Annotated in this window: 18 protein-coding genes; 2 read left to right on the forward strand and 16 right to left on the reverse strand. The window is 43.4% G+C overall.

Features of this window, described 5'->3' with window-relative positions:
- Positions 1-4 precede the first annotated feature (4 nt).
- The 5 genes from DWW52_RS05470 to DWW52_RS05490 are packed head-to-tail and all read right to left on the reverse strand — an operon-like array spanning position 5 to position 7,353.
- Entirely contained in the window at positions 5-421 is a 417-nt protein-coding gene (locus DWW52_RS05470; RefSeq protein WP_118714465.1) for a hypothetical protein, read from the reverse strand.
- An 11-nt stretch (positions 422-432) separates the two neighbouring features.
- Entirely contained in the window at positions 433-1,122 is a 690-nt protein-coding gene (locus DWW52_RS05475; RefSeq protein WP_118714466.1) for a hypothetical protein, read from the reverse strand.
- A gap of 3 nt (positions 1,123-1,125) precedes the next feature.
- Positions 1,126-2,643: a RagB/SusD family nutrient uptake outer membrane protein gene (locus DWW52_RS05480; RefSeq protein WP_118714467.1), complete on the reverse strand. Its 1,518-nt coding sequence runs from the start codon at positions 2,641-2,643 to the stop codon at positions 1,126-1,128.
- Between the two features lie 10 nt (positions 2,644-2,653).
- Entirely contained in the window at positions 2,654-6,175 is a 3,522-nt protein-coding gene (locus DWW52_RS05485; RefSeq protein ID WP_118714468.1) for a SusC/RagA family TonB-linked outer membrane protein, read from the reverse strand.
- A 20-nt stretch (positions 6,176-6,195) separates the two neighbouring features.
- Positions 6,196-7,353: a FecR family protein gene (locus tag DWW52_RS05490; protein ID WP_158582489.1), complete on the reverse strand. Its 1,158-nt coding sequence runs from the start codon at positions 7,351-7,353 to the stop codon at positions 6,196-6,198.
- A 77-nt stretch (positions 7,354-7,430) separates the two neighbouring features.
- Between DWW52_RS05490 and DWW52_RS21300 the strand changes: the two genes are divergently transcribed.
- Positions 7,431-7,562: a hypothetical protein gene (locus tag DWW52_RS21300; RefSeq protein ID WP_255418948.1), complete on the forward strand. Its 132-nt coding sequence runs from the start codon at positions 7,431-7,433 to the stop codon at positions 7,560-7,562.
- Positions 7,563-7,735: 173 nt separating this feature from the next.
- On the opposite strand, the gene DWW52_RS05495 is transcribed toward DWW52_RS21300, so the two are convergent.
- The 10 genes from DWW52_RS05495 to DWW52_RS05540 all read right to left on the reverse strand — a co-directional run bounded on the left by DWW52_RS05495 (position 7,736) and on the right by DWW52_RS05540 (position 21,819).
- Positions 7,736-8,275 carry an RNA polymerase sigma factor gene (locus DWW52_RS05495; protein ID WP_118714470.1) on the reverse strand — a complete coding sequence of 180 codons (540 nt, stop codon included), beginning with the start codon at positions 8,273-8,275 and terminating at the stop codon, positions 7,736-7,738.
- A gap of 173 nt (positions 8,276-8,448) precedes the next feature.
- Positions 8,449-9,810, reverse strand: coding sequence for a TlpA disulfide reductase family protein (locus DWW52_RS05500; RefSeq protein WP_118714471.1), 1,362 nt, complete (start codon positions 9,808-9,810; stop codon positions 8,449-8,451).
- 13 nt (positions 9,811-9,823) lie between these two features.
- Entirely contained in the window at positions 9,824-10,759 is a 936-nt protein-coding gene (locus DWW52_RS05505) for a hypothetical protein (protein ID WP_118714472.1), read from the reverse strand.
- Positions 10,756-11,346, reverse strand: coding sequence for a PKD-like family lipoprotein (locus DWW52_RS05510; protein ID WP_118714473.1), 591 nt, complete (start codon positions 11,344-11,346; stop codon positions 10,756-10,758). The genes DWW52_RS05505 and DWW52_RS05510 overlap by 4 nt, the downstream gene beginning before the upstream one ends.
- 37 nt (positions 11,347-11,383) lie before the next feature.
- Complete coding sequence (locus DWW52_RS05515) at positions 11,384-12,157, reverse strand: DUF4843 domain-containing protein (protein ID WP_158582490.1); 774 nt, start codon at positions 12,155-12,157, stop codon at positions 11,384-11,386.
- 13 nt (positions 12,158-12,170) lie between these two features.
- On the reverse strand, positions 12,171-13,625 hold the full coding sequence (locus DWW52_RS05520) for a RagB/SusD family nutrient uptake outer membrane protein (RefSeq protein WP_158582491.1): 1,455 nt from the start codon (positions 13,623-13,625) through the stop codon (positions 12,171-12,173).
- A 12-nt stretch (positions 13,626-13,637) separates the two neighbouring features.
- The gene (locus DWW52_RS05525; RefSeq protein WP_118714476.1) at positions 13,638-16,997 is read right to left on the reverse strand and encodes a SusC/RagA family TonB-linked outer membrane protein; all 3,360 of its coding nucleotides are present in this window, start codon (positions 16,995-16,997) and stop codon (positions 13,638-13,640) included.
- A 102-nt stretch (positions 16,998-17,099) separates the two neighbouring features.
- Positions 17,100-18,218, reverse strand: a complete 1,119-nt coding sequence (locus DWW52_RS05530) for a FecR family protein (RefSeq protein WP_118714477.1) — start codon at positions 18,216-18,218, stop codon at positions 17,100-17,102.
- Positions 18,219-18,392: 174 nt separating this feature from the next.
- The gene (locus DWW52_RS05535; RefSeq protein ID WP_118714478.1) at positions 18,393-18,989 is read right to left on the reverse strand and encodes an RNA polymerase sigma factor; all 597 of its coding nucleotides are present in this window, start codon (positions 18,987-18,989) and stop codon (positions 18,393-18,395) included.
- A 97-nt stretch (positions 18,990-19,086) separates the two neighbouring features.
- Entirely contained in the window at positions 19,087-21,819 is a 2,733-nt protein-coding gene (locus DWW52_RS05540; RefSeq protein WP_148315333.1) for a WD40 repeat domain-containing protein, read from the reverse strand.
- 165 nt (positions 21,820-21,984) lie between these two features.
- On the opposite strand from DWW52_RS05540, the gene hydE reads away from it, so the two are divergent.
- A complete protein-coding gene (gene hydE, locus DWW52_RS05545) occupies positions 21,985-23,034 on the forward strand; it encodes a [FeFe] hydrogenase H-cluster radical SAM maturase HydE (RefSeq protein WP_118714480.1) in 1,050 nt (349 codons plus the stop codon).
- 76 nt (positions 23,035-23,110) lie between these two features.
- Here hydE and DWW52_RS05550 read toward each other — a convergent pair whose 3' ends face one another.
- Complete coding sequence (locus tag DWW52_RS05550; RefSeq protein WP_118714481.1) at positions 23,111-23,767, reverse strand: LysE family translocator; 657 nt, start codon at positions 23,765-23,767, stop codon at positions 23,111-23,113.
- Positions 23,768-23,860 lie beyond the last annotated feature (93 nt).

Raw genomic sequence — 23,860 nt, forward strand, 5'->3', positions numbered from 1 at the left:
AATTTTATTCTACAATAAACGTGAACGCTTTTTCTACCACCTCGCTATATCCCTCATTCGACACCCCCACGCTCACCACGTAACGTCCCTCTGGGATTTCAGCATTCGTCAAGAGTTCCATTCTTCCGGCACCGCGTATCTTCAACAAATTGCGAAACAAAACAACGTTCCCTTGCGCGGATGTCACCTCTATAATCTCATATTTAATCGGTGCCGTTCCCGCCAATCCCTGTAACTTCGGAGATACCCACGGGGCCCCATACTCGATACGGTAAGCATCCTTCACCGGATCAAGCTTTTTACGTATAATCATAGTATCGGGAACATACTTCGCATGCTCCGTTTGCAAGTATCCCACCGTGGGATTTTGACAGCCAGCCAGACCGACCAAAAACAATATTATGATCCAATATCCTCTCATAACCTTCTTGTTTAATAATTTTTCACCCAATCTTTTTCCTCGAACATATCGCCGAAATTGTAGCTATAAGGCAACGAATGAACCACCCCGTTCGTCGGGCGGATATCCACAGAGGCAATCCCGATATCTTTCAATTTCTTGTCGTGCTTATCCAGCGAGGCCATACTCAATATCACGGGCCCCATGTCGTCGATACCCATATAAGGTTCCTTATCCGTCCAGAACCAAAGCCGATTACCCCACCGGGTTGTCAAAAAATCACCACCACCGGTTATTTTTTGAGTTTCGTCATAAGTAGCTCTTGCCACTAAATCACGTAACACGATCTTGTCGATCACGTGACTGTACACGATCTTCCGGCACAAATCCACCGGCACTTGCTTGATACTTTTGTACCCATGAATAACATACCCCTTATCCGTACCGCTCATACCATCCTTACGATCCCAATAGAACCATTTCCGCACGGTAATATTCGTCGGTCCCACGAAAGTAAACTCCTCTTTCTCGAACATCTCCTTCAGACCTGCCCGGTCAATAATCTTCACGATAGAATCCCAGTCATAGGAATTACTATGTAAATACTCGTACATATTCCCGGGGAAATACTGTTCGCTGACCCCCGTGTCGTGGTAATTATATTTTGTTTCGCAGGATACCAACGCTACCGCCGCGGCTATCCAAATCAACCATTTCTTCATAGCTTATTTCATTTTTGACACCCAATACGTGTTCTGTATCATTAAATCATTATCCGAGAATGCCGTTTGCGGCACGGGAAGATAGAGCGCGCCATCCTTCACTTCCGTCTCCGACAACTTGGGAAAATTACTATCGAACTCCGTGTTCCAGTAACCGTTACGGATCACGTCGTAATACCGATGCCCCTCGTGGAGCAACTCCTTCTCGCGTTCCTTGAAAATATCGTATTGCAAATCCCCGCTATCATTCTCGGAAGGCCAAGCTTTCGCTCCCGCACGTTGCCGTATGACACCCAAATCACTCTTAGCCCCGGCTACATCACCCAATTTCACCCGGCACTCTGCCCGCAACAAATAAATATCTGCCAACCTGAAAATCACCTTGTTCAGATCGAATCCCACGAACCAGGACTCGCCCGACTGGGAAGCCCCATAACGGGCATAACGCCATTTATAAAGAAACGCCAAACCTTCAGTACGCCATTCCGGATCGTCCAACTTGTAGAAATAGGCTTCCCGCCGACCATCCCCCACGGGATACATCTCTTCGATCATCGGGATGGACATGCCGTAATTCTTATCCCGAATATCCGCTTTCTCCTCGTTTTTCATAACAGGAGCACCGATAAGATAAGACGCCGGTAAAAAAACAGGGTACGTGGTCGCATCCGAGTAACTGATTTCCAGTTCAAAAAGACTCTCCGCACTCTTCCGGTGCATCACTTCCGTGCAAACTTCTTCGGGATTTACCGCCAACGTGTAAACACCCACCTCGTCACGAAATTCCGGCTCGATTAACTTACTCGCCCACGTCTCGGCATTCACCAGATCCGCCTCCCGATTCATCACAGAGCCCTTCCACGCGTACAAATGCGCCAGCAAAGCAGCCGTATTCCCCTTGCAACCATACTGTTTGGACGTCAGTGTATTATTCTTCGAGTCCTTTAATCCCTCGTACTTGGGTAACAGATTATAAGCCCTCAATGCCGTATTAATCGCCGTGTCGAGTACCGTTTCCACGGAACTTTTCGCGTAACAGTCCGTGTACATACTCCCTTTCGTGATAATAGCCTCCCCCCAATCACGGGCCAAATAGAAATAACATACCGCCCGAACAAAATTCACTTGTCCAAGATAATATTTCAGACGGGCCTCCGACACGTTTTGTGCTTTCTTGTAATTATCCAAATAAAGATCGGCCAACGCCAACACGTTATAATATCTCTTCCATTGTTCTTGATTAGATTTCTGCACGAGATATGCCGCATTCAGACTACGCACCTTCTGGAAGTTCGTGTTTTCCTTAACCACGTCAACTTTCAACCCCATATGATCGTGATATGAGATCTGCCCCAGACTTGCGCGCAACGTTCCATGCATCTGAAGTACAAGAGCTTCCAAATCCTGCTCCGTCCGGAAATAATGCTCGAACGTGATCCCGTTCCGCGGCTCCACATCCAACAACGAGTCACATGAAGAGCAGCCGAGAAGTAATATCAAAAAATAAAATAATCTTTTCATAACGATTCGTTTAAAAATTCACGGTTATACCAAACGTCCATTTACGAGCCAGAGGATAAGCTCCCCCACTATCAATTCCTGTCATGATATCCACCACTTCTGGATCAATACCGGAATAATTAGTCCACGTGAACAAATTCTCACCCGTAGCGAACAACCTGATCCCGTCGATATGCATCTTTTGCGTCAACTTCTTGGGCACGTTGTACCCGATCGTGAGTTGTTTCAACTTGCAGTAATTCACCCGTTCGAGCGAGGCATCCGTCAAGGTCGTCATCGTGATCAAGGAACTATTCGAGTATACTTGCATGCTTTGGTATTTCGAATCAGCCCCACCTTCCTGCCAGAAATCAGAGAACGACACGTCCGCAAACACGGGATAGCCTCCAAGCCGACCTAACAGAGTAGAACGAGAAAAGGCATTAACCATCTTACGGCCTAAAGAATAATTCAATAATATATTCAAATCGAAATTCTTCCACTTGATTTCGTTGACAAATCCCCCGTACACGACAGGCAAGGCACTACCCGAATAGACCATATCGTCCTCCGTGATCTGCCCGTCCCCGTCCACATCCGTCAAACGGAGCATACCTTTCGTGAAAGAGTGTTCCTCGTCCCCGTCAGGAGAGAGATACTGTTTTTTCCCCGCTTCATCATACACGTACGGGATTTCACCCTCGTTCCCGATGATCTCTTCCGCTTTATACAAATAAATACCACTCAGCGGCTTACCGATCACCTTGTCATAAAGGTCAACTCCCGTGTAACTTTTCCGGAAACGGTTCCAGTTCCGGGAGACATTAAGACGAGCCCGCCAACTAACGGGACCTTCTCGCAAAATGTCACACTTCATATCTAACTCCAACCCTTCGTTGGAAATCGCCATGGCATTCCGCCATTGTACCCCGTTGAAACCATACATATCACCGGGAAGAGGCACTTTATAAATCAACGAACGAGTATATTTATAATAGTAATCAAGTGTCACGTTCAAACGATAATTGAAAAAATCCATATCCAACCCGATATCATACTGATCTGACTCTTCCCACTTCAGTTCCCGGTTTATCACTCCTTCAGGCTGCATACCTTGCGTGCCGTCAAAAATAATTCCCGGAGACATCATTCCTTGTGCCAGGTAAGGTAAACCGAACTGGCTACCGGAACGCCCCCAACTGGCACGTATTTTTCCGAAATTCAACCACCACGCCCATTTCATAAAAGGTTCATCCGAAAAGGCCCATCCGAGTGCCACCGATGGGAACGTGGCCCAGCGATTTGCCGTACCGAACACGGACGACCCGTCCCGGCGCACCGTGATCTCCGTCAGGTACTTCTTGTCATAATTGTAAGCCAAGCGACCGAAATAACTTACCATCACCGTCTCGGTAAAATCCGACTTGTAATCTTTCATCGCCCGATAATCATCTATCTTCGGATCATATATCAAATCAGGAAAACCGGAACCCACGTACCAGATATTGTCACTCGGCCCCCCGGATCCCGAACCGCTATTACTCCAACTCTTGCTGGCATCGTAAGCCAATCCTAGCAACAGATCGAAATTATGTTTCTCTTTAATCGAGAAAGTATACGTTAGTAGATTCTCGTTAGAAACCAAAAGATCACGAGTGATCTCACCCAATGATTTCGTCTCCTTGTAGGTAGGATTCAAATAAGTCGGCGTGAATTGATTCCGGTTTCCCTGACTGTAATCCAATGCGACCGAAGTAGAAAGCGACAACCCTTTCACGATTTCGTAAGCAAGTACCAGATTTGTCCGCAAACGATAAGAAGTGTTATCCTCCACCTGCCCATTTAACCTCTGCAACATCTTTTCCTCGACAGCCCCTCCCGTGGAGAGTAATGACGACGTGTATTGCGGATCGACAGTCAGTCCTTCAACCTTGAACGATTCGCCAAAACTACTGGCCGATGTTCCCCGGCTTCGATCCGTGTATGCCAGATAAAAACGACAATCTACGGAAAGTTGGTGTACCGGGGTAAAGGATAAATTAGACAACAGATTGACCCGGGCAAAATCACTACCCGGCATTATTCCCGTCTCTTTATAATACCCGGCACCCACGAGATAAGTCATCCGATCAGAACCGCCACTCGTCTGCAAATTGGCATTCAATATCTTACCGGTCCGGAAAATATACTTGTACCAATTCGTGGAATTATTGAAAAAAGGATTTAAAGAATCCTGTAACACCTTGATCACTCCCACTCCGGTTCCGCCATTCCAGAAAGCGTCATAATCGGCACTGTGCGAGGCTGCCTCCTCGTAAGAAGTGGGATACTTATAATATCCCTTACCTTTCACCTCGTAAGCGGAACGAAGCGCCCGCTGCAACGCGATATGATAAAGCCGTTCACCCCGACCGCCCAATTGATCGGGAGCTTCCGGTAGCATGGAAGCCGAATAAGAAAAATTAGCCGAGAACTTTCCCTCTCCCGCACGTCCTTTTTTCGTGGTAATCAATATCACCCCGTTTGCGGCACGGGACCCGTAAATAGCTGCCGATGCGGCATCTTTCAACACTTCCACCGATTCGATCGTGGAAGGATCAATCTCCGCAATCGTGTTGGTACCAGTCACCGGGGAAGTAAACGAATGTACCGGGACCCCGTCAATCACGTAAAGCGGGGAACCGTCCGTCGACTCGTCAATCATCAACGAATTGTACCCTCTTACCGCCACGTTCGTACCCCCACCACCGGGAGAACCCGATTGCTGGTTTACCCCCACTCCCGCCATTCGTCCTTGCAACAAGGTTTCCAGACTGGCTGAAGGAACTTCCTTAATATCGTCCGCCTTGATCGAAGAAACGGCACTGATTAATTCTCTTTTCTTTCTTGTCCCGTAAGCGATTACCGTCACCTGATCCAAATCGGAAACCTCATCTTCCAACACCACCGTCAACGTATCGACCTTCTCTGCCACCCGTACATCCTTGGGCTTCATTCCCACGAACGAAAAATGTAATATCAAATCCTTTATATTTGGAATTTCCAACCGGAACTGCCCACCAGCATCCGTGGCTGTCCCGATCGTCGTACCTTTCAGCATGATCGTCACACCGGGAAGCACGACACCTCCCGCATCTGTCACCTTCCCCCGGATCAAACGCCCCTGCACCTCCTTCTTCACCGAATCAACTGCCGCGTTACGAATCAGAATCACTTGATCTTCCAATCGCCAAGCCAAGGTCGTCCCTCGAAGCAAGTTATCCATTACCTCTTTTACCCCGGCATCACGAACCTGTAAATCTTGCTTATCATACTTTTTCAAGTCATCGACCTTGTAAAGAAACTGGTAATCAAACATCTTCCTTAATTCACTGATAATGTCTAACATGGAACATTGTTTCATGTTCAAGGTCACCTTGGCTTCTTGCGAGAAACCATTCGCGTGGACCGTGACGGTTGCTAACAAAACCAGATAAATCCCTATCTGTGTTTTTCGCAAAATTCTCCGCGTTATCCCTCCCCGGGCATCAACGCATGTTCGTCTTTTTTCCATACATTTGTTATTAAATACTTTTATTGACGTGCACTAATAATCACGCATTTATTATTGATATCCACTTCCAGATCTGCCACCTCTTCTATCATCCTCACGGCTTGCTCGAAATTTTCATACTTTTTCAAATCTCCCGTGAGACGGTACTCCCGGACCTCATCGTTAGCATAAAAGACTTCCATATCATACCAACGCTTCAAGCGTTCCATGATACGTTCCAACGGTTGATCCTCAAAAATAAATTTACCATCTTTCCATGCGGAATAAACAGAAGCATCCACCTCACCTCTATAAAAAGTTTTTTCTTTCTTGTTAAAAACCACTTGCTCGTCCGGCTGCATCCGGGTAGAATCCCCGTACATGACGATCTCCACGCTTCCCTCTGCCAACGTCGTGACAATCTCCTCGTCCCCAGCATAAGCCGAAACATTAAACTTCGTTCCCAAAACCCTCACATCCACATCATCACCCGTACTGACCGTAAAAGGTCTATCCTTATCCGGTGCTACCACGAAATACCCTTCACCTTTCAGGTAAACCGTTCTCCGATTACCGGAAAAACGAACGGGATAACGTAATTCACTCTCCGAATTCAACCACACGAGCGTACCGTCGGCAAGGCTTACCTTATACTCGGCCCCACGAGGTACGAGAAGCGTGTTGTAAACCTCTTCGCACAAGAGCGTATCTCGTTCTCGGTAACAAAGTTCTTCCCCGGATACCCAAATATTACCGGAAGGTTCTTTTATCTCAAAATGTATTGAATCCACCAATCCCACACGCTCTCCGGAAGAAAGTTCCAACATGACCTGACCTTGTGCCACCTGTATGGAAGCGGGAGAAGTATCTGGCAACGAGTAATCCCGGCGCATTCCCCAGTATAACAGGACTGAAAAACCAATAACCAACAGGACAACCGATGCCACGGCATAATAATAAAAAGGAATCCGACGAGACCGAGTCCGATGACGGTAAAATAAACTTAATTGATGTTCCACTTCCTCGTCCGAATAGGGTCCCATTCCTTTCCCGCAAAGAAAATCCTGTTTAAACTCCCGATAAGTTTCCCGGTTTGCTTCCGACTCCGCCAGCCACTTGTCCAAAGCCTCCCTATCCGACCCGGCAAGCGTACCCGCCATGTCCGAAGCCAACCAACGAGATATCTGAAAACATTTCATTAATCCTTCCTTTTTTGATTGCATAGACAACTAAAAAGGAGGATTTCGGTAACTTTTTGATTATAAAAGAAAAGAAGATGAAAACAATAAGCGAAAATGATGAAAATAGGCTTCACCACGGGATAGCAAAAAAGGAAGGTATTTTGATGTATTTAAAAGTAAAGACGACACCTCCGATAAAACGGGTGAATAAGAATGTTATTATTTAGGAAATAATTTTCATAAAATCACGTAAATAGCTTTAAATTAATCATTTCAAATACACATATTATTACTTAAATAAAAAACACGAATCTCAATCTTCTGTTATACAACTTATTTTACCCGATATTCCCACGCACGTTCTACGGGCTACATGATAAAAACAACATTCGAAAACAGGTTAAAACTCCTCCAACAGTATTAATAACAAGATCAAATACTCCTTAGACAAAGTTTCCCGAAGTATGGCATAACCATTTTTTTTCAACGTTTTCACCGTATTAATGGACACACCTAATAATTCCCCCACCTCCTGGTTAGAATTTCCTTCCATACTTAATAAAATCACTTGACGAGTCTGGTTCGGCAATCGATCAATAGCCGAATGGAGAATCCGGAAAGTCTCTTGACGAATCACATCCTTAAAAAAAGTTGAAACCGTCAATTCATTTTCCTGAATATAGCGAGACATATAATTTTTCTCCGCTTTTCTCCGCTTTAAATGGTCAAAACAAAGATTACGAGCCGATATATATAAAAAAGCCTTGGCATTTTCTTCCGATTCGAATTCATCCCACCGCTCGAACACCTTCAAAAAAACATCTTGGGCCAAATCAGTAACCTCCTCTTTCTCCCCCATAATCCGTTCTATAAACAAACAAATCGGGTTAAAAAAGGCTTTAAAAAACGAATTAAAATTCTCGTTACCTTCGAATTCCATGATGCCGATGTCCTATTCATCGACAAACTTACATAAAATAACTGAAATAAACGAACCTAAATAAAACAATGATCCCCCAGTCAGTTACAACTGCATGAAAAAAGAGGGGGTGTCTTCTGTGTAGACACACCCTCTTTAATATTTCAGAAATATCCCTGAAACGATCTTAACATTCACTTTTTCAACTCCCGCTCCAAAAGTTCTTTCAATGCTTTATCTGAAGGTCGGGGCGCCTTTACCGCCACAATCCGACCATCCCGCCCAAAAACCATAAAACGAGGAATACCGGTAATCTTGTACGCCTTAGCGATATGGCTCCAACCATTGGCGAACAATTGAAAACCGGGTAACTTCTCATCCACAATAAATTTCTTCCATTTCTCATGATTTTTATCTTCATCCAAAGAAACTCCGACGAACACAACGTCCGAGTCTTTCATCTCTTCTTCCAATTTTTTCAGATAAGGCAGCTCTTTACGACAAGGCGAACACCACGTGGCCCAAACATCCACCAAAACTACTTTTCCCTTGAAATCGGATAAAGACACCATTTTCCCGTCTTTATCGGGGTAAGTAAAATCCGCCGCCCTCATTCCTTCTTCCGCCTTGTACAAATTCGCAGCCATCGCATCCATCCGAACTGTCTGTTCTTTCGTCAGATACTTTCCCCACATCTCTTTCTGTTTCATACAATCGGCATAAGAAGAAAACCGTTTCATGCTACTCAACAACATTTCTCCTTTTAGTCGATGATTAGGAACATATTTTTCAAAATATTCAAACATATACGGTTCTTTATTCTCCATCACTTGCTCCAAAACATATTGTTCCAACAAAGCCATTCCAAAAGGAACTTCCATTAGCATGTCATCTTCCAACTTCCCGGAAGCGTAAACACTTTTGTAATACTCGGGATAATCACTTTTCCCCGGGCACTTTTTCCGAGGTGTATACGAGAAACTCAATGCAATATAATCAATATCATATTCCACGTAACGTTTCATCCAAGCATCAAACGATTTATCACCACTCTTTATATTTTTTTGAAAAGCATGGGCTTTCTCCAAAAATGTCTCAAACATCGGGAAGAAAGTAGTATAATCTATACTCATGTATTTTATTCGCGTGGCTATTCGTCGAACTTCCGCCGACAATGCCTGCCATTCATACAAAATCTTGTTTTCTCGAGAACATTTTTTCCCTACCAGATAGGCCGTATCCTGATCCAGATAAAGGGAAACCCGATCGCCTTGCTTCAAATAAACGGGATATTCCAAATGCTTCCCATCCCCGACAACATATATACCCTCGTAGGGCGGAATGCATGAAAAACCGAAATACCTTCCTTCTGCACATTCTCCTTCCGCAACCTGTTGCGTTTTCCCGTCTTTCACTTTTTTGAAAACAATGGTTTTAAAAGCATCCTTCGCCGTGTAACAATCCACAACGGCCTTTTCAAATTTCTGAGCCAAACCGGGCATGTCAACATTCATCACGATACCCAGTAATAATACGAATACCTTTATGTATTTCATCAAATTCTCCTTTCTATTGCCAATAACTGATACTTTTCACTTTACCATCTATCGGGATTACTTCCACGACTTTCAAGTCTCGACTCTCCGACTGGTCGGGTTGTAAAATATACACGTTACCCTTATTTCCGGCACTATAAGTGGCTACCACGATATTTTTATTATACTTCCCATCCGTAACAACAGCCATTGTCGTTATTTCATCCAAAATTACTTTCTCCCCTTCAAAAGTCAGATTTTCCAATTTCACGCAAGCATCAATCCCCGCACCTTCCCTATAATTATACAACGTATTACCGATGGCAAAATAAACAAACCCGTTTCCCCGATCAATCACCATGTGATCAGCTTCTTCCAGCATACGTGCATTATTTTGCAACTCCCGCGTGAAATTTGCCTGTTGTTTAAACACGGCTCCCGGTGGGTATGAAGAAAAATCAAGAGATGTCGTATAAATATAGCGCCGATATTTGCCGTCCGGGTCTTTCGTGATAACGATCACACTACCATCCTCTATACCTTGCATATAAATCAGTTCGCTTCCTTCCAAAGCATCCGCCCCGGACAAACGGGTCGACTCAGACTTGGCGTACATCGTATTCCACGTGCTATAAGAAAGGAAATATTTCCCCACCTCATCGTAAAGCAAAATACCATCTTCACTCACACCCAACATGGTTGATGCTTTAAACTTTTTCCCGCTATTAAAAGCACAATCCGAATAAAATGTTGAAGTCGGGTCAAACCAATGCACTTCACCATCATCCGTTACGAAAAATTCCTGCAAGTTATTTTGTTTAAAAGCATACATCTTTTTAAAAGTATAACTTATCGGTTTCGTCTCGACCATCATAAACGTTGCCAGATTTGTCTCCTGCCACAGCATATCGGGAATCGTCAGCCATCCGGTAGCTTCTCCCGTGGCGACCCATATTTGTTTGATATTCATACGATTCCAACAAACATACGAAACCGCATTGGCCCCCCGTTCCGATAGGGGAAACCCGATCTCCGCAACATCCCGGTCTCTCGTATTTTACCTCCTTCTGCATCATCTCCATACATTTCCAACTCCACGCCTCCACTAGCATCTTCTGTCAGAAAAAGGAAACCGTTCTTGTAAGCCCCGATTACTTTCAATCCGAACTGACTCAACCATGAAACCCCGCTTTCTTTCTCGGTAACGGAAAAAGTCACTCTATATTTATCCGAAATCGGCAGGTAAATGGTATCATCCAGATAATAGCGATTTCCCAAAGTATCCCGTTTACCGGTCGTCTCGTTATACGTGTACCACAAGTAATCGTATTGCTCCAGATTCACAGCCGTCGTGTCATTCCCTCCACGTGTAGTGATCTTCACGATATCCGGCTTTAAAGTTAACACTCGTCCCCTCGTCACGACCGTATCTTTCAGCTCACCTTTCAACATGACACTCTGAATATAATCGTAATCATAGTTTCCCTGATCATCGTAACAAGACGCGAACAGCCCGATGATCATCCAATTTAGCACCAAGAATATATATTTATTCATATTCAATCATTTTAAACTATTAAAATCTCTTCATTCATTATTCCTTTTCAGGCCACGCATCCGGGAAAGAACTCGGAATCACCACATCGGGCAAAGTCATATATCCCCGGGTAGATTGCGGATCCGGATCTTTAATCGCACTTTCGGGTCCTTCGGCTATCTTACTATTCAAATAATTGGTAATCAAAAGCGGCAACTGGTAATAATACTGGGAAGGGAAACGATTCGCATTCCATACCTCGGGATCTATATTCCCCAACTCGTTCACCAGCTTATACTTCGCCTCGGAAAAATAACCGAAAGCCCACTCGTACCAGTTCTTCGGCTGTGTCAATTTACTGGTAAATATCAGCGTCTTACGAGTCATATTCAACGTATCCTCATCTTGCACTTTCAACGCCAACAACTGGGTAAAATATTCGTTAGGCAAAATTCGTAACGTCAAGTAATTTTTCGCGGAACCATGCCGGAATATCCGCACGGGGATATCCGCTACCGCTTTGTTAGCCAGTAAAACATATTCTTCCAAAAGAGGCTCGTAATCAATACCCGATTCACCTGTAGCCTTCTCAACCTCCACCCGGAAAGGACGATCGTAATCCCGCACCTCCCCGTACAGGCGAACAGCCATATTCACGACCGTATCATCTACCGTCACCATTGCAAATGAAAAAGAAGTAGAATCTATATATTTTCCCAGCATATTAGGGGCAAAATAAATCCCGTCATTCCCGTGGTACGTGTCAAGCGTATCTTCCGAGCAATTCAACAATAACAGGCTAAAACCTAAAATCAATAATATATTTTTCATAATCCGCATGCTTTTATTCGTATCTATTATTCACTTCACTTTCAGGCAATGGAATCTGGTAATAATCCATCATATTGAACTTCGTATTCCCATCCTGTCCATACAACACTTCTACTTGATTGCGTTTCAAATAAAAGAAATATTGCCCTTCTCCATAAAATTCCCGTTGCCACTCTTTATCCAGCACATCATTCACGTCCAATCCATCCAGATTGTGGTTCTGGTAGCCTCGGTTCAATCGCCCTTTCTCAAGCCACTCCTTTTTCAACGATTCATCCCGAGTGGTAGCCGCCGCAATCAAATACAGCTCACTCATTCGCATCAACGATTGTATCTGATAAGTATACGGGTTCTTATCCGTCCGATTGATCGTCTGCGGGTAAAAACGTACGAAAACTTTCACCTTTTCGTCGCTGGAAGACTGTTCCCAGAAACGATTACGATAATCCCGGTTATCATTATACAACGCACCGAGATACGACGTCAAACCTTGAAAAATAACCTTGGTATCCAAATCTTGAGAAAACATATTTTTGTACAACTGATCCCGGTTCAGGTTATGCAGGCAAAAAAGCATCTCTGGAAAATACACGCGATCTTTAACGGATTGCTCTTTTGTTACGGCCTCAAAAGTAGTAGCAAACGCGATAGCATTCCCACTCTTCGGATCTTTCCCTTCCAGTAAAGAAGTCGCGATCCGGTAAGCTTCCGTCCGGTATTCTTCACCTAAATACCAACACATCCGGGCCTTCAATCCCCAAGCCGCATAATAGTTCATCCGCACGTTACGATAAGCCCAAAAATCCTCATCATCCAACACGATTCCTTCGGTAAGGATCGGATCTTGCTGTAACAAATAAATAGCGGAATCAATGTCACTCAACAAGCGAGTTGCAACTTCCCCACACGTCAGGATCGGAGCAGGTACATCCGTCGGCTTATCATACAAAGGGATAGCCGGCTTGTTCTCTGTATCGGCACTATAAACCGGGGCAAACAAGCGGAAAAGATCAAATTGAACATAGGTACGAACAGCCAAAGCCTCTCCCAACACCAAAGAATTCTGTTGCTTTGTCAACACGTCTTGATGTTTGGGTAAATTCTCCAACAACTCGTTACAAGCCGACACCAGATTCCAGGATGAACTCCAGATACTCTCGAAAAAAGGCTTCACATCTTTATCGGTATACTGATAACGACTCAATTTATAATATGAGTGTTCCGAGTCCGATATATAATACCGTTGAGCCAGAACATCCAAAACTCCACATGATAATTCCTTGGCATACAAATTCTCTGATGCCATTTGCAGGTATAGCCCGTTTAACTTCCTCTGAATACCCTGTTCGGAAGCATAAACCTGTTCCCCCGTCATTTTGTCATAAGGCTCCACGTCTAACCAACTATTACAACCGGATAGCAAAAAAGCCATCACCACTCCTAACAATTTATATTTACAGACTATCATAATCTTAATCATTTAAAAGGTCATACTTAAAGAGAAAGACACCGTACGAGCAAAAGGATAGGATGTTCCCCGCTCCGCCCGAATTGTCGAACATCGGAATATATCATTCATATTCGCCCGGCAAGTGAGGCTTGAAAGATACAATTTCTTCAACCACTTCTGCCCGCTAAACTCGTAAGCCACTGACATACTCTCCCCGGAAATCGTGTTCTCACGTTGCACGTAACGATCTGACATGGGATAGGTCTCATTCGAGGCCACCTTGGAAGTAATTTTCCGGTATTGGGCATGATCTCCCACCTTTTGCCAACGATCATACAAAGCTCGTTTATCCTGATTGTATTCGGAGAAACTCGTGATATTCTCTATCCGGTTATACAATTCCGTGTTAAAATAGTCCGCCCCGATCCGATAACGGAAATAAGCACTAACGGAAAATCCTTTATAATAGAAATTAGATCCTACAACTCCTTCTAACTTAGCCTCGGTATTCCCCACGACAACTTCATCATTACTGTCATAATCAAAAGTATATGAACCATCTTTTTTGATAAAAAGTTCATTTCCCGTGGCCGGATCAATTCCATTAGAGCGAACGGCCCAAATATCCGTCGGACTACCGCCATCTCGATAACGCTGAAGCGAGGTCTTCTTCAATTCGTCATTAATCAAATCTAGTTTATTACCTATTTTACCGTATTCTTGTTTCTGATGTCTACCGTTGAAAGAGAGAGACCAGTTAATCCGATCTTCGGGACGATAAATCGGCGAGATCACGATACTTGCACTAATACCGTTTGTTTTCTGCGCTCCCAGATTCGTAATATATGCATCCCTTCCCGTGGATGAAGCTATCGTGGTTGTCACCAGCAAAGGATCAGTCTCTTTAAAATATACATCCAAATTCACTTTCAACCGATTATTAAGAACAGCAATATCGGCCCCGATATTATAATCCATTGTCTTCTGCCATTTCAAATTGGGATTTCCGAAACCAAGAACTTCTATACCCATCCCGAACAAATTCTGCAATGACGTATTATAACCGTAAGTGTTATAAGAACTATAAGATGAAAAATTCTGATTTCCCGGATTCCCGACAGAGAAACGCAATTTGAATAAATCCATCCATTCCCCGATAAAAGCCTCGTTATGAATATTCCAAGCAATCCCAACCGACCAGCTATCCGTGAAGCGCTTATTCACACCAAACACGGAAGAACCGTCTTTCCGCCAGTTAAAATCCAGTAAATATCGATTATCGAAAGCATAGTTCCCGTTCACGTAAAAACTTGTACTTCGACTCACCGTCTTGTAATACGAGGGCTTGCTATTGGTTGCATATTGGTTGGAAAATGCAGGATTGGGGATATTATCATCCGGGAAACCAATTGCCTTATAAGAATCGTTCACGTTATTAGAAGACGCGAAACGCCATCCCCCCACGACATTCACCTGATGCTTCTCGGCGAACAATTTCCCGTAAGTAACCACGACATCCCCCTCGTAGGCCCATTTATCGGTCGTGGATTTCTGGTATGATCCCCGCTCCGTTTTTATCGTTTCGTCAAAATCAGAATGAAAAGGTGATTTAAAATATTCCGTTTCATCTTTCGACTTTGTTAAACCGACACGTCCGCGGGCCATCAACCCATCACAAGGACGATATTCTATTTGGAAGTTATCCCTGAAAGCCAAACTCCGCGTACAATCCAGATAATTCAAACTAGCATTATACAATGGATTAGGTCGTTTTATCTCGGTTATCAACCCATCAATAATTTCCGATTCTTCCAAATATTTCGGGATACTTCCTTCGTAATCTTTTTCATAATAAGGATTAGTTCGCACATACACGGCAAAACTCTGCGGCGCATTATTCGCTTCCCCATAATCCAGAGTGAATTTATTGTCAAACCGTAACTTGCCTTTCCGGTAACGCAAATCTAAATTAAAACTGAACACATCCCGATCAGACCCTTTCATCACCCCATTCGTTCCATTGTAATTCAATCCCACACCATACAGCATAGCATCATCTCCCCCTTCTATATATAAATTATGCTTATGCACGAATCCGGTACGCAACGGCTCACTCAACCAATAGGTATCCACCCCGCTCTTCACTTTCTCCAAACGGCGGTTGTATAAATTCAACAACTGGTATTCCAAATTTTGATCTCTATCCCAGGAAACAGAATATTCTCCGGCCAACCGTTCAAATTCCAATTTTTCAGCAGCATTCATCATATTATAATCAGACAAATCAGGAATTGACACACTGAAATCGCCATTATAACTCAATCGTAATTGCCCCGCTTGCGGTCGTTTGGTCTCAATCACGACCACCCCATTTGCTGCCTTGGAGCCATAAATCGCAGTAGAAGCGGCATCCTTCAAAATAGTCACGGAAGCCACCCGTTCCATATTCAAATCAACAATCGTTTGTAAAGAAACTTCGAAACCATCCAGAATAAACAACGGCTGATTCGGATCGACCGAATATTCTTCCTTCAGATTCACCACGCTTGACTTTCCCCGAATATCAATATCCGGCAGTCTATTCGGGTCAGAACCAAACTCATTATTCGGAGTGATATGAAAAGAAGGATCCAACGTTTTCAAACTCTGCAAAACATTCTGACTACCGATCATCTTCAAATCCTCGGTCTTATACGTGGATGTAGAACCGGTAAAGCTCTCGGCTTTTCGCTCGAAAATACCGGTCACAACCACTTCCTCCATCTCCGTCATGTCGGGCATCAATGTGATTTTTATCTCTTTTTGTCCTGTATATTTGATCTCTTGCGTTTCCATTCCGATAAAAGAAAACACTAGTACAAGATCCTTCATCACGGGCATAGTCAACGTGAAACATCCCGCCGTATCCGTCGCCGTTCCCACGGATGTCCCTTTCACCACCACGGTAACTCCAGGCAAAGGCTGTTTCCTGTCATCAACAACTTGCCCTCGAATCGTCATCTTCTCACTCTTCTCCTCCGATACGACCTTCCGTTCTTTGATCACGATAATCCCGTCCATGAAAACATAAGTCAACTTGGTATTCCCAAGTACCTGTTTCAACACATTTTCTACCGTCTCTCCTTTCACGTTAATCGAAACAAGTCCTACAAGTTCTGCTTGCTCCCGATTCATCATAAAATTCAGTTGTGTCTGTTCCTGAATTTTATCCAGCAACGTTTTCAACGTTACCTTCTCCAACTCCAAGTTCACCCGTTCCTGTTGGGCCAGACTCTTGGCCGAAAGCCCAAAAGAACACACACACATCAAAATAAGGCATAACTTCATAATACGTCCAATTTTGTGCCAACGATATTCCACGACACGATGGCAATGTCGATTTTTTTGCATAATTTTGTCATTAAATAGTTTATACTAGCAACAGGTATTGCTGAAAGACTATCCTGTTGCAAAAAATTATTATGGAGGAAGGTGCTGTCACACCTTCCTTTTTTAATTCACAATAATGGTTTTATCCTTTATATCAAATTTCACCCCGGTTGATTCCGTCACCGTGGCCAAAATCTTACGAATATCTTCATAACGCCTCAAATAGCCCGAAAAATGTAATGCCTTAACAGCATCAGAACGGAAAAATACTTCCATATCATACCAACGTGTTAATTCACCCATGATATCCTCAAGCGTTTCGTCATTAAAATAAAAAATTCCTTCTTTCCAAGCCGTATATTGTCGCATATCCACCTCTTTTAACCAAATCTCTCCGCTTTCTCGGCGGTATTCAGCCATTTGACCCGGATGCACGTGTATTTCCTTAGGCGTATTTTTAGCTTTTACACCGATTGAACCTTCTACCAGAACGGCCTGAGTAGATTTCATCCCGTGGGTATTCACATTAAAAGAAGTTCCCAATACCTTTACCCGAATATCATCCGTCATAACGTAAAAAGGAGATTCACTATTCTTGGTCACCTCAAACCAAGCTTCCCCTTTTAGAAATACCTTTCTCTCTTTTTCCGAAAAAGCGACAGGATATTTCAATTCACTATCAGCATTCAGATGTACGATCGTCCCATCCGACAATTCAACCCGGAATTCTCCCCCTCTGGGAACGAGCAATGTATTATAAACCATCTCTTTTTTCTCTTTCCTTATCCCTTTATTATAAGCTATCAGTCCCCCGTTCACTTGTATAGCTTCCCCTTTTTCATCTATCCGAAGCGAATCCTTACCCCCTAATACGATTTGTTTTCCCCCGCTCAACTGTAATACAACCTGTCGCTCTCCGGGAGTAGCATTAGTCACGGGTAAAGCTTCTGGTTTCATCCAAAATAACCAAGATATACCGACTAAAATCAAAACACTACATGCCACCGCGCTTATTCTCCGAATAATAATCCCACGCTGCCTATTTTGCAGCCGACGAAAAGCTTTACGCCCATCATACTTACCACGTCTCGCCATTTCCTCTTCAAAAAATTTCGCCCCCAACATATCCTCCACAAGCAAACTTTCCGAATCATCTCTTTCCTCCTCTTGCTCTTCCGCTAGCTTGGCCGTTATACGCAACACGATCCGTTTGGCTTTATCATCTATATTTTCCCATTTCATCCTTTTCGATTTTAAATACACCTATAAACGCAAAAAATTATGGAACGGGTGACAAGATTTTTCAATTAATTCATTTTTTCTTATTCTAATCGTATTTTCTCGCTAAATTTACATTTATCGAAACATTTTAAAGAGTGACGGAACAAAATAAAAGATAATTTTAAACACAAGTTATCATTTCCCAAGATAATCCGCAATATTCCTTCTTTTCTTAAAAAAGATGGTCAACAACACCCGCAATTTAGTTTTGTCAAAGTGTTCCCGCACGAATAAATAAGCCCGTTTCTTCTGTGTTTTAATAGAATTCTCACTGATATCCATGATTCCGGCAATATCCTGCACTTTCAATCCTTGCAGACTATACAGCAGTATATCCCGTTGCTGAACGGGTAATTGATAAAGAAGTTCATAAAAATAAGAAATTACCTCCTCGCGCAATGCCATTTCCTGAGCCGTTTCCTCATCACTAACCTGCATCTCGTTCCAATTCTCCTGAAAACGCTCCAATAATTTTTTCTCCCGTAAAACACTGACTGAAGCATGGTAAACACTCTTATAAAGCCATGCCGACAATGACTTTACATCCGGGAAAGTCACGGAAGTATTCCACATTTTAATTAAACACTCCTGCACGATATCCTCTGCAATCCCGGCATCCCCCAAAAACTTCTCAACATAACTACATAAAGAGGCATAATAGTGATCATACAACTTTCCCCAAGCTTTCTCACTTTTTGTATTTATACCCTCAATGAATGCTGAATAGTCCATAACCACGTGAAATTACGTGACAAATATACATGATAATTGCTTTTAAAACAAACTTACCTGTATCCGGAATATTCACTTTCAATCGGACATACAACTTTTATCGCAGCACCTTGTATTTTAATACATGATTTCCATCGCTACCCGCAAACAAATAGAATCCGGTATTATTCCCGTTATCAAAGAAAGCAATTGAAAAAGGAGAATTACCCCGGATAGGGAAACCCTTTGACACATCCTTCATGTCAAGCAAAAAAAGACGCTCGCCCTTCTCATCCAACAATCCGATTCGCGTATCTCTGGCTGAGAAGCGATAAGTATAAGGATATCCCAACCCGGCATTATTCCAATTTTTCTCCAACAATAATTTTCCTTGTTCATCATGTACCTGCAACGTGTTATCGTTGGAATAAATAAACTCATTCCGACCGTCATTATTAACATCTTCCACGTTCAACATACCTCCCCCAGTCATTTTCTCACCCTTCACCCGTTGCACGTTTCCCCGGAAATCAACCAATAAAATCTCCCCGTTTGCATCCACAAAGGCTATCTTCGTTTGCCCGCCTTGCTTCGTCAAATAAAGAAGCGTGTTTTCCGGCAGATTCAACAAAGTTGAAACTTTCACCCGTTCTTTTCCTTTGCGATCCAATATATAGAGACGGTAACGATCCGCATACACGATATAATCTTTCCCCTCTACCCGGAAATGATACACTCTGGATGCAATATCATTATCACTCTTGGGCATATCCCATCCTTTCACGAAATTTCCAGATAATTCGTATAGATACAGGTAATGGTCCGCCCCCGGTGCAAAAATCCGGTAATTCTTGTTATTCTCGTAATCGGCCACGGAAATCCCTCGCATACAGGGCGATTTGAAAGCCAACGGGTAACGGGGTAAATAATTACCATTTCGGTCAATCAAGTAAAGATTATTCGCCGTGGAGAACAAATATTGTAACTTTCCGTTCTTGAACATATCTACCTGATACACGTCGCTATTTATCTTACCCTCGATCGGTAACTTCCATAAAATCCGCCCCACGTCATTAATCAAATAGATCGTGTTCCCCTCATCTTGCACAAAAAGTTCCCGTTCTCCCGTATCATGATTCACCACGATAGCCGGTTTCATGCTCATCTTGGCATCCAACTTCGTTTGCCACATCACTTGAGCCTGTTTCTGCTCTACTTCTTCTGTACTTAAGAACAATGTATGATAAAGCATGTCCCCCTCGCAAACCCATTGCAAACCCAAGGAAGAAAACGTCTCCATGCCTTCTTTATTCCGTTCCAGCAAGCCCCGTAACTCCCCTTTCGTCACATTCTCATAATAAGGTAACATCGAGGGAATCTCAGACAAATACATCCAGTTGAATTTGGATGATAATTTCGTTCTTAATTTTTGGTACCACTCCTGATCCCTCACGCTCAGGCGACGCATATAATCACTCGCGTAAGTTTGAATTGCCCGTTCCGAAGAGGCAAAAACCACATAATTATCTTCCACCAGCACATAGTTATTCGCAATACCGCCCAACACGTATCCCCACATTACCTCAACAAAATCCGGCACCGGCATTTTGAAATATCTAATCGTCTTATCTTTATCTAAAGAAAATGTACGATACAAAGAAGCCTCGACCGTCCCGGTCTTTGAAGCATATGATTTCACCATTTTCTCCAACATCCCTCTAGCCAAGCTACCGGCTTTCACGTGAACCACCACTATTCCCTCCTCCTGTTTCCGGGTAGCATCATAAGAAAGAGTTGCTTTCCCCCATTCACCTTTCAACAGAGCTTGCCACTCCTCATCCAGTTTGTCCCCGAAAAGCCGAGTAAACTCCTGCTTCCGTTTCCGTATTTTATCAATCTTACCCGCTCCATAACGATAAGTTTCCAAGGAGGCCAAATAACTCTTTACGTCACTCAATGCCAAAATACTGACACTCTTCGCATCCGTCGGCATCATGGCATCCAATTTCGAATCCTGAGGACTCTGCCCCTTAAACACGATTGGAAAAGCGGCCTTTAACCCATTATAATGCATGAAGCCGTTGAAACTAATCCCGTTCGGCCGGATATCCCCGTCCAAAGCTCCCCATTTAAACCATTTAGCGACGTCTGTCTGTTTCGAAATAAAATCCTTTTGCAACAACAAGGGAAGCAAATCAGAAAAACAAGCCGTATTCAAAAACACGTTCAAACCCGCCCCGGCAGAAAAATAACGATTCACATTCCTGAACCGGGGTGCTTCTCCCTTCTCGCTCTCACTATGATCACTCAACTGGTTTATCGCGTCTTCCACGTACAATTCAGAATTAGAAACCAACACCATCCCGCCGACCACAGCATAACAAACTTCCTCTTTCCCTTTATTTACCACGTGTATTTTCTGGTTATTATATTTTCTCTCCTTCGCCTGTCCCCCGGAAAACATCTTTTGCAAAAAAGCATACACGTCTCCCCTGGAAAACAAACCACTCCGGTTCAACACGTACAAACAACGTATGGATTGTTTTCCCTCAACCCGGATCGCCATAACGTAAGAAGAGGTATCAACCTGACACGCCTGTTTCAAGGTATCAATCGCCCGGAACAACATGCTCTCCCGGAATCTCTTGATTTCACGGTCAAAGGCTGTCGCCAGCTTCGGGGATAAACTTGCATTCGCATTTACATTAATCACCACGGCGGAATTATAAGGAATAAACGATTCCTTCGGTACATCAACCTCCCGTTCTCGCTCGTTCACCCACCATAGCGCAGTCAATATTCCTCCTAAAAGAATAACCCCAAAAACGATTAATGCAATTTTTTTCATCATAGCCATTCAGTTTATAAGGTTTATAAAGTTTATAAAGTATATAAAGTACTTTACGAACTTTATGAACCTTAAAAACTTTATAAACGAAAAAGGCTCCGCCTTTTTCTCTGGAACAAATTTAGTAAAATCAAGCCTTTTTCCTACTTTTGTAAAAAGGAAAATCGTATGAAAAAAATATATACTCTGTCAGAAGTGGAAAACATGCTGACTTGTCGGGGAGAAGAAGAAGCTCGGCTCTACGCAGATGCGAAAAAAATAAAAAACGAAACAATCGGTAACAATGTCTACCTTCGGGGATTAATCGAGATTTCAAACATCTGCACCAAAGATTGCTTTTATTGCGGCATCCGGAAATCAAACACGGAAACAGCCCGCTATGCCCTGTCCGATCAGGAAATCCTCGACGCTGCCGATTTCGCGTACACCCATCATTTCGGTTCCATCGTCTTGCAGGGAGGGGAACGTTCCGACAAAGAATTCGTGGACCGTATCACACGTTTACTACTGGAAATCAAAAAAAACAGTCATGACGAACTCGGAATCACACTTTCTCTAGGCGAACAAACAGAAGAAACCTATAAACGTTGGAAAGAAGCGGGTGCGCACCGTTACCTGTTACGCATCGAAACATCCAATCCCGAACTGTATGCCAAAATACACCCGAATAACTCGCTTCACTCGCACGCAACCCGACTGAAATGTATCGAATCATTACAACGTTGCGGTTACCAAACCGGAACAGGTGTTATGATCGGGCTGCCTTTTCAAACAATAACCGATCTGGCAAATGACCTGTTATTCCTACAAGCCATGGATATTGACATGGTGGGCATGGGACCATACCTGGAACATCATGCTACCCCCCTCTATCAATATCGCCACTTATTGCTTTCCCAGCAAGAACGTCTACGCCTGTCTATTCACATGGTCGCCGCTCTTCGGCTTCTCATGCCGGACATCAATATTGCCGCAACCACCGCTTTACAGGCTATCGAACCCGCCGGGAGAGAAAAAGCACTAGAAATTGGGGCCAACGTGGTCATGCCGAATATCACCCCGACGACCAATCGAACCCTATACAAACTATACGAAAACAAACCGGGAACTCACGAGGGGGCAGCCGAATCCATGCGCAAACTGGAAGAAAGTATTCTGAAAAGCGGTTGCCAAGTTGCTTATGGCTTATGGGGCGACTCGAAACATTTTAAATTTTAGATTTTCATACACATTCCGCTCCAATTTTGTGATTATGAGCGGATAATATGATTATTAATCACAAATCATTACATCATCAAATAACGAGATTTCGAAATGGGGCAAATGCAGCAAGAATCACCAACGCTCCCAGTACGGCAATGATCATCCCAGAAACCCGGTTAATCGTGATCAGCACCCGCAAACGGAATTTTTTACGAAAAATATTAACCAACGTAGAAAGAGTATACCACCACACTCCACCACCTAGTAGTACTCCTATAACAACCAATAATTCCCCTAACATGGAAGACGTCTCTCCAAAAACCGACATCCCGGCAAAAACGGCCATAAAAACGACCACCGTGATCGGGTTGGATACCGTTAAAAAGAACAGAGATAGGTAATCTCCCAACAACCCGGTTTTGCTCACGCGCCCCTGACGTCTCTGTCGGATTTGGCGAATCGGGTTATCAAAATAAATTTTCAATCCAATCCCCACGAGAAAGATTCCCCCGATAATCTGCAACAACAATTCATGAGTTTGCACGGTATTAATCACAAATCCCAACCCGAAAGCAGCCACCGAAGCATAAAAGAAATCAGCAGAAGCAGCCCCCATTCCGGCAATAAAACCCGATAGCGCACCTTTATGTAATGTTTTCTGGATAATTAGAACCCCCATGGGTCCCAACGGAATGGATACCATTAATCCAATTAACATTCCTTTGAAAAGATACAATATATCGTACATCCCTTTTTAATTTTAGATTTAACGATTTTAGATTTTAGATTCCAACCACACAAGCGATTCCTTCTTTTCCATTCTAAATTTTAAATTCTAAAT

This window comes from Odoribacter sp. AF15-53, assembly GCF_003479425.1.
GTDB lineage: Bacteria > Bacteroidota > Bacteroidia > Bacteroidales > Marinifilaceae > Butyricimonas.

Excerpts from the sequence above, each read along its gene's own strand:
- DWW52_RS05470 (WP_118714465.1), bottom strand. The coding sequence starts at position 421 with ATGAGAGGATATTGGATCATAATATTGTTTTTGGTCGGTCTGGCTGGC.
- DWW52_RS05475 (WP_118714466.1), bottom strand. The coding sequence starts at position 1,122 with ATGAAGAAATGGTTGATTTGGATAGCCGCGGCGGTAGCGTTGGTATCC.
- DWW52_RS05480 (WP_118714467.1), bottom strand. The coding sequence starts at position 2,643 with ATGAAAAGATTATTTTATTTTTTGATATTACTTCTCGGCTGCTCTTCA.
- DWW52_RS05485 (WP_118714468.1), bottom strand. The coding sequence starts at position 6,175 with ATGGAAAAAAGACGAACATGCGTTGATGCCCGGGGAGGGATAACGCGG.
- DWW52_RS05490 (WP_158582489.1), bottom strand. The coding sequence starts at position 7,353 with ATGAAATGTTTTCAGATATCTCGTTGGTTGGCTTCGGACATGGCGGGT.
- DWW52_RS21300 (WP_255418948.1), top strand. The coding sequence starts at position 7,431 with ATGAAAACAATAAGCGAAAATGATGAAAATAGGCTTCACCACGGGATA.
- DWW52_RS05495 (WP_118714470.1), bottom strand. The coding sequence starts at position 8,275 with ATGGAATTCGAAGGTAACGAGAATTTTAATTCGTTTTTTAAAGCCTTT.
- DWW52_RS05500 (WP_118714471.1), bottom strand. The coding sequence starts at position 9,810 with ATGAAATACATAAAGGTATTCGTATTATTACTGGGTATCGTGATGAAT.
- DWW52_RS05505 (WP_118714472.1), bottom strand. The coding sequence starts at position 10,759 with ATGAATATCAAACAAATATGGGTCGCCACGGGAGAAGCTACCGGATGG.
- DWW52_RS05510 (WP_118714473.1), bottom strand. The coding sequence starts at position 11,346 with ATGAATAAATATATATTCTTGGTGCTAAATTGGATGATCATCGGGCTG.
- DWW52_RS05515 (WP_158582490.1), bottom strand. The coding sequence starts at position 12,157 with ATGAAAAATATATTATTGATTTTAGGTTTTAGCCTGTTATTGTTGAAT.
- DWW52_RS05520 (WP_158582491.1), bottom strand. The coding sequence starts at position 13,625 with ATGATAGTCTGTAAATATAAATTGTTAGGAGTGGTGATGGCTTTTTTG.
- DWW52_RS05525 (WP_118714476.1), bottom strand. The coding sequence starts at position 16,997 with ATGCAAAAAAATCGACATTGCCATCGTGTCGTGGAATATCGTTGGCAC.
- DWW52_RS05530 (WP_118714477.1), bottom strand. The coding sequence starts at position 18,218 with ATGAAATGGGAAAATATAGATGATAAAGCCAAACGGATCGTGTTGCGT.
- DWW52_RS05535 (WP_118714478.1), bottom strand. The coding sequence starts at position 18,989 with ATGGACTATTCAGCATTCATTGAGGGTATAAATACAAAAAGTGAGAAA.
- DWW52_RS05540 (WP_148315333.1), bottom strand. The coding sequence starts at position 21,819 with ATGATGAAAAAAATTGCATTAATCGTTTTTGGGGTTATTCTTTTAGGA.
- hydE (WP_118714480.1), top strand. The coding sequence starts at position 21,985 with ATGAAAAAAATATATACTCTGTCAGAAGTGGAAAACATGCTGACTTGT.
- DWW52_RS05550 (WP_118714481.1), bottom strand. The coding sequence starts at position 23,767 with ATGTACGATATATTGTATCTTTTCAAAGGAATGTTAATTGGATTAATG.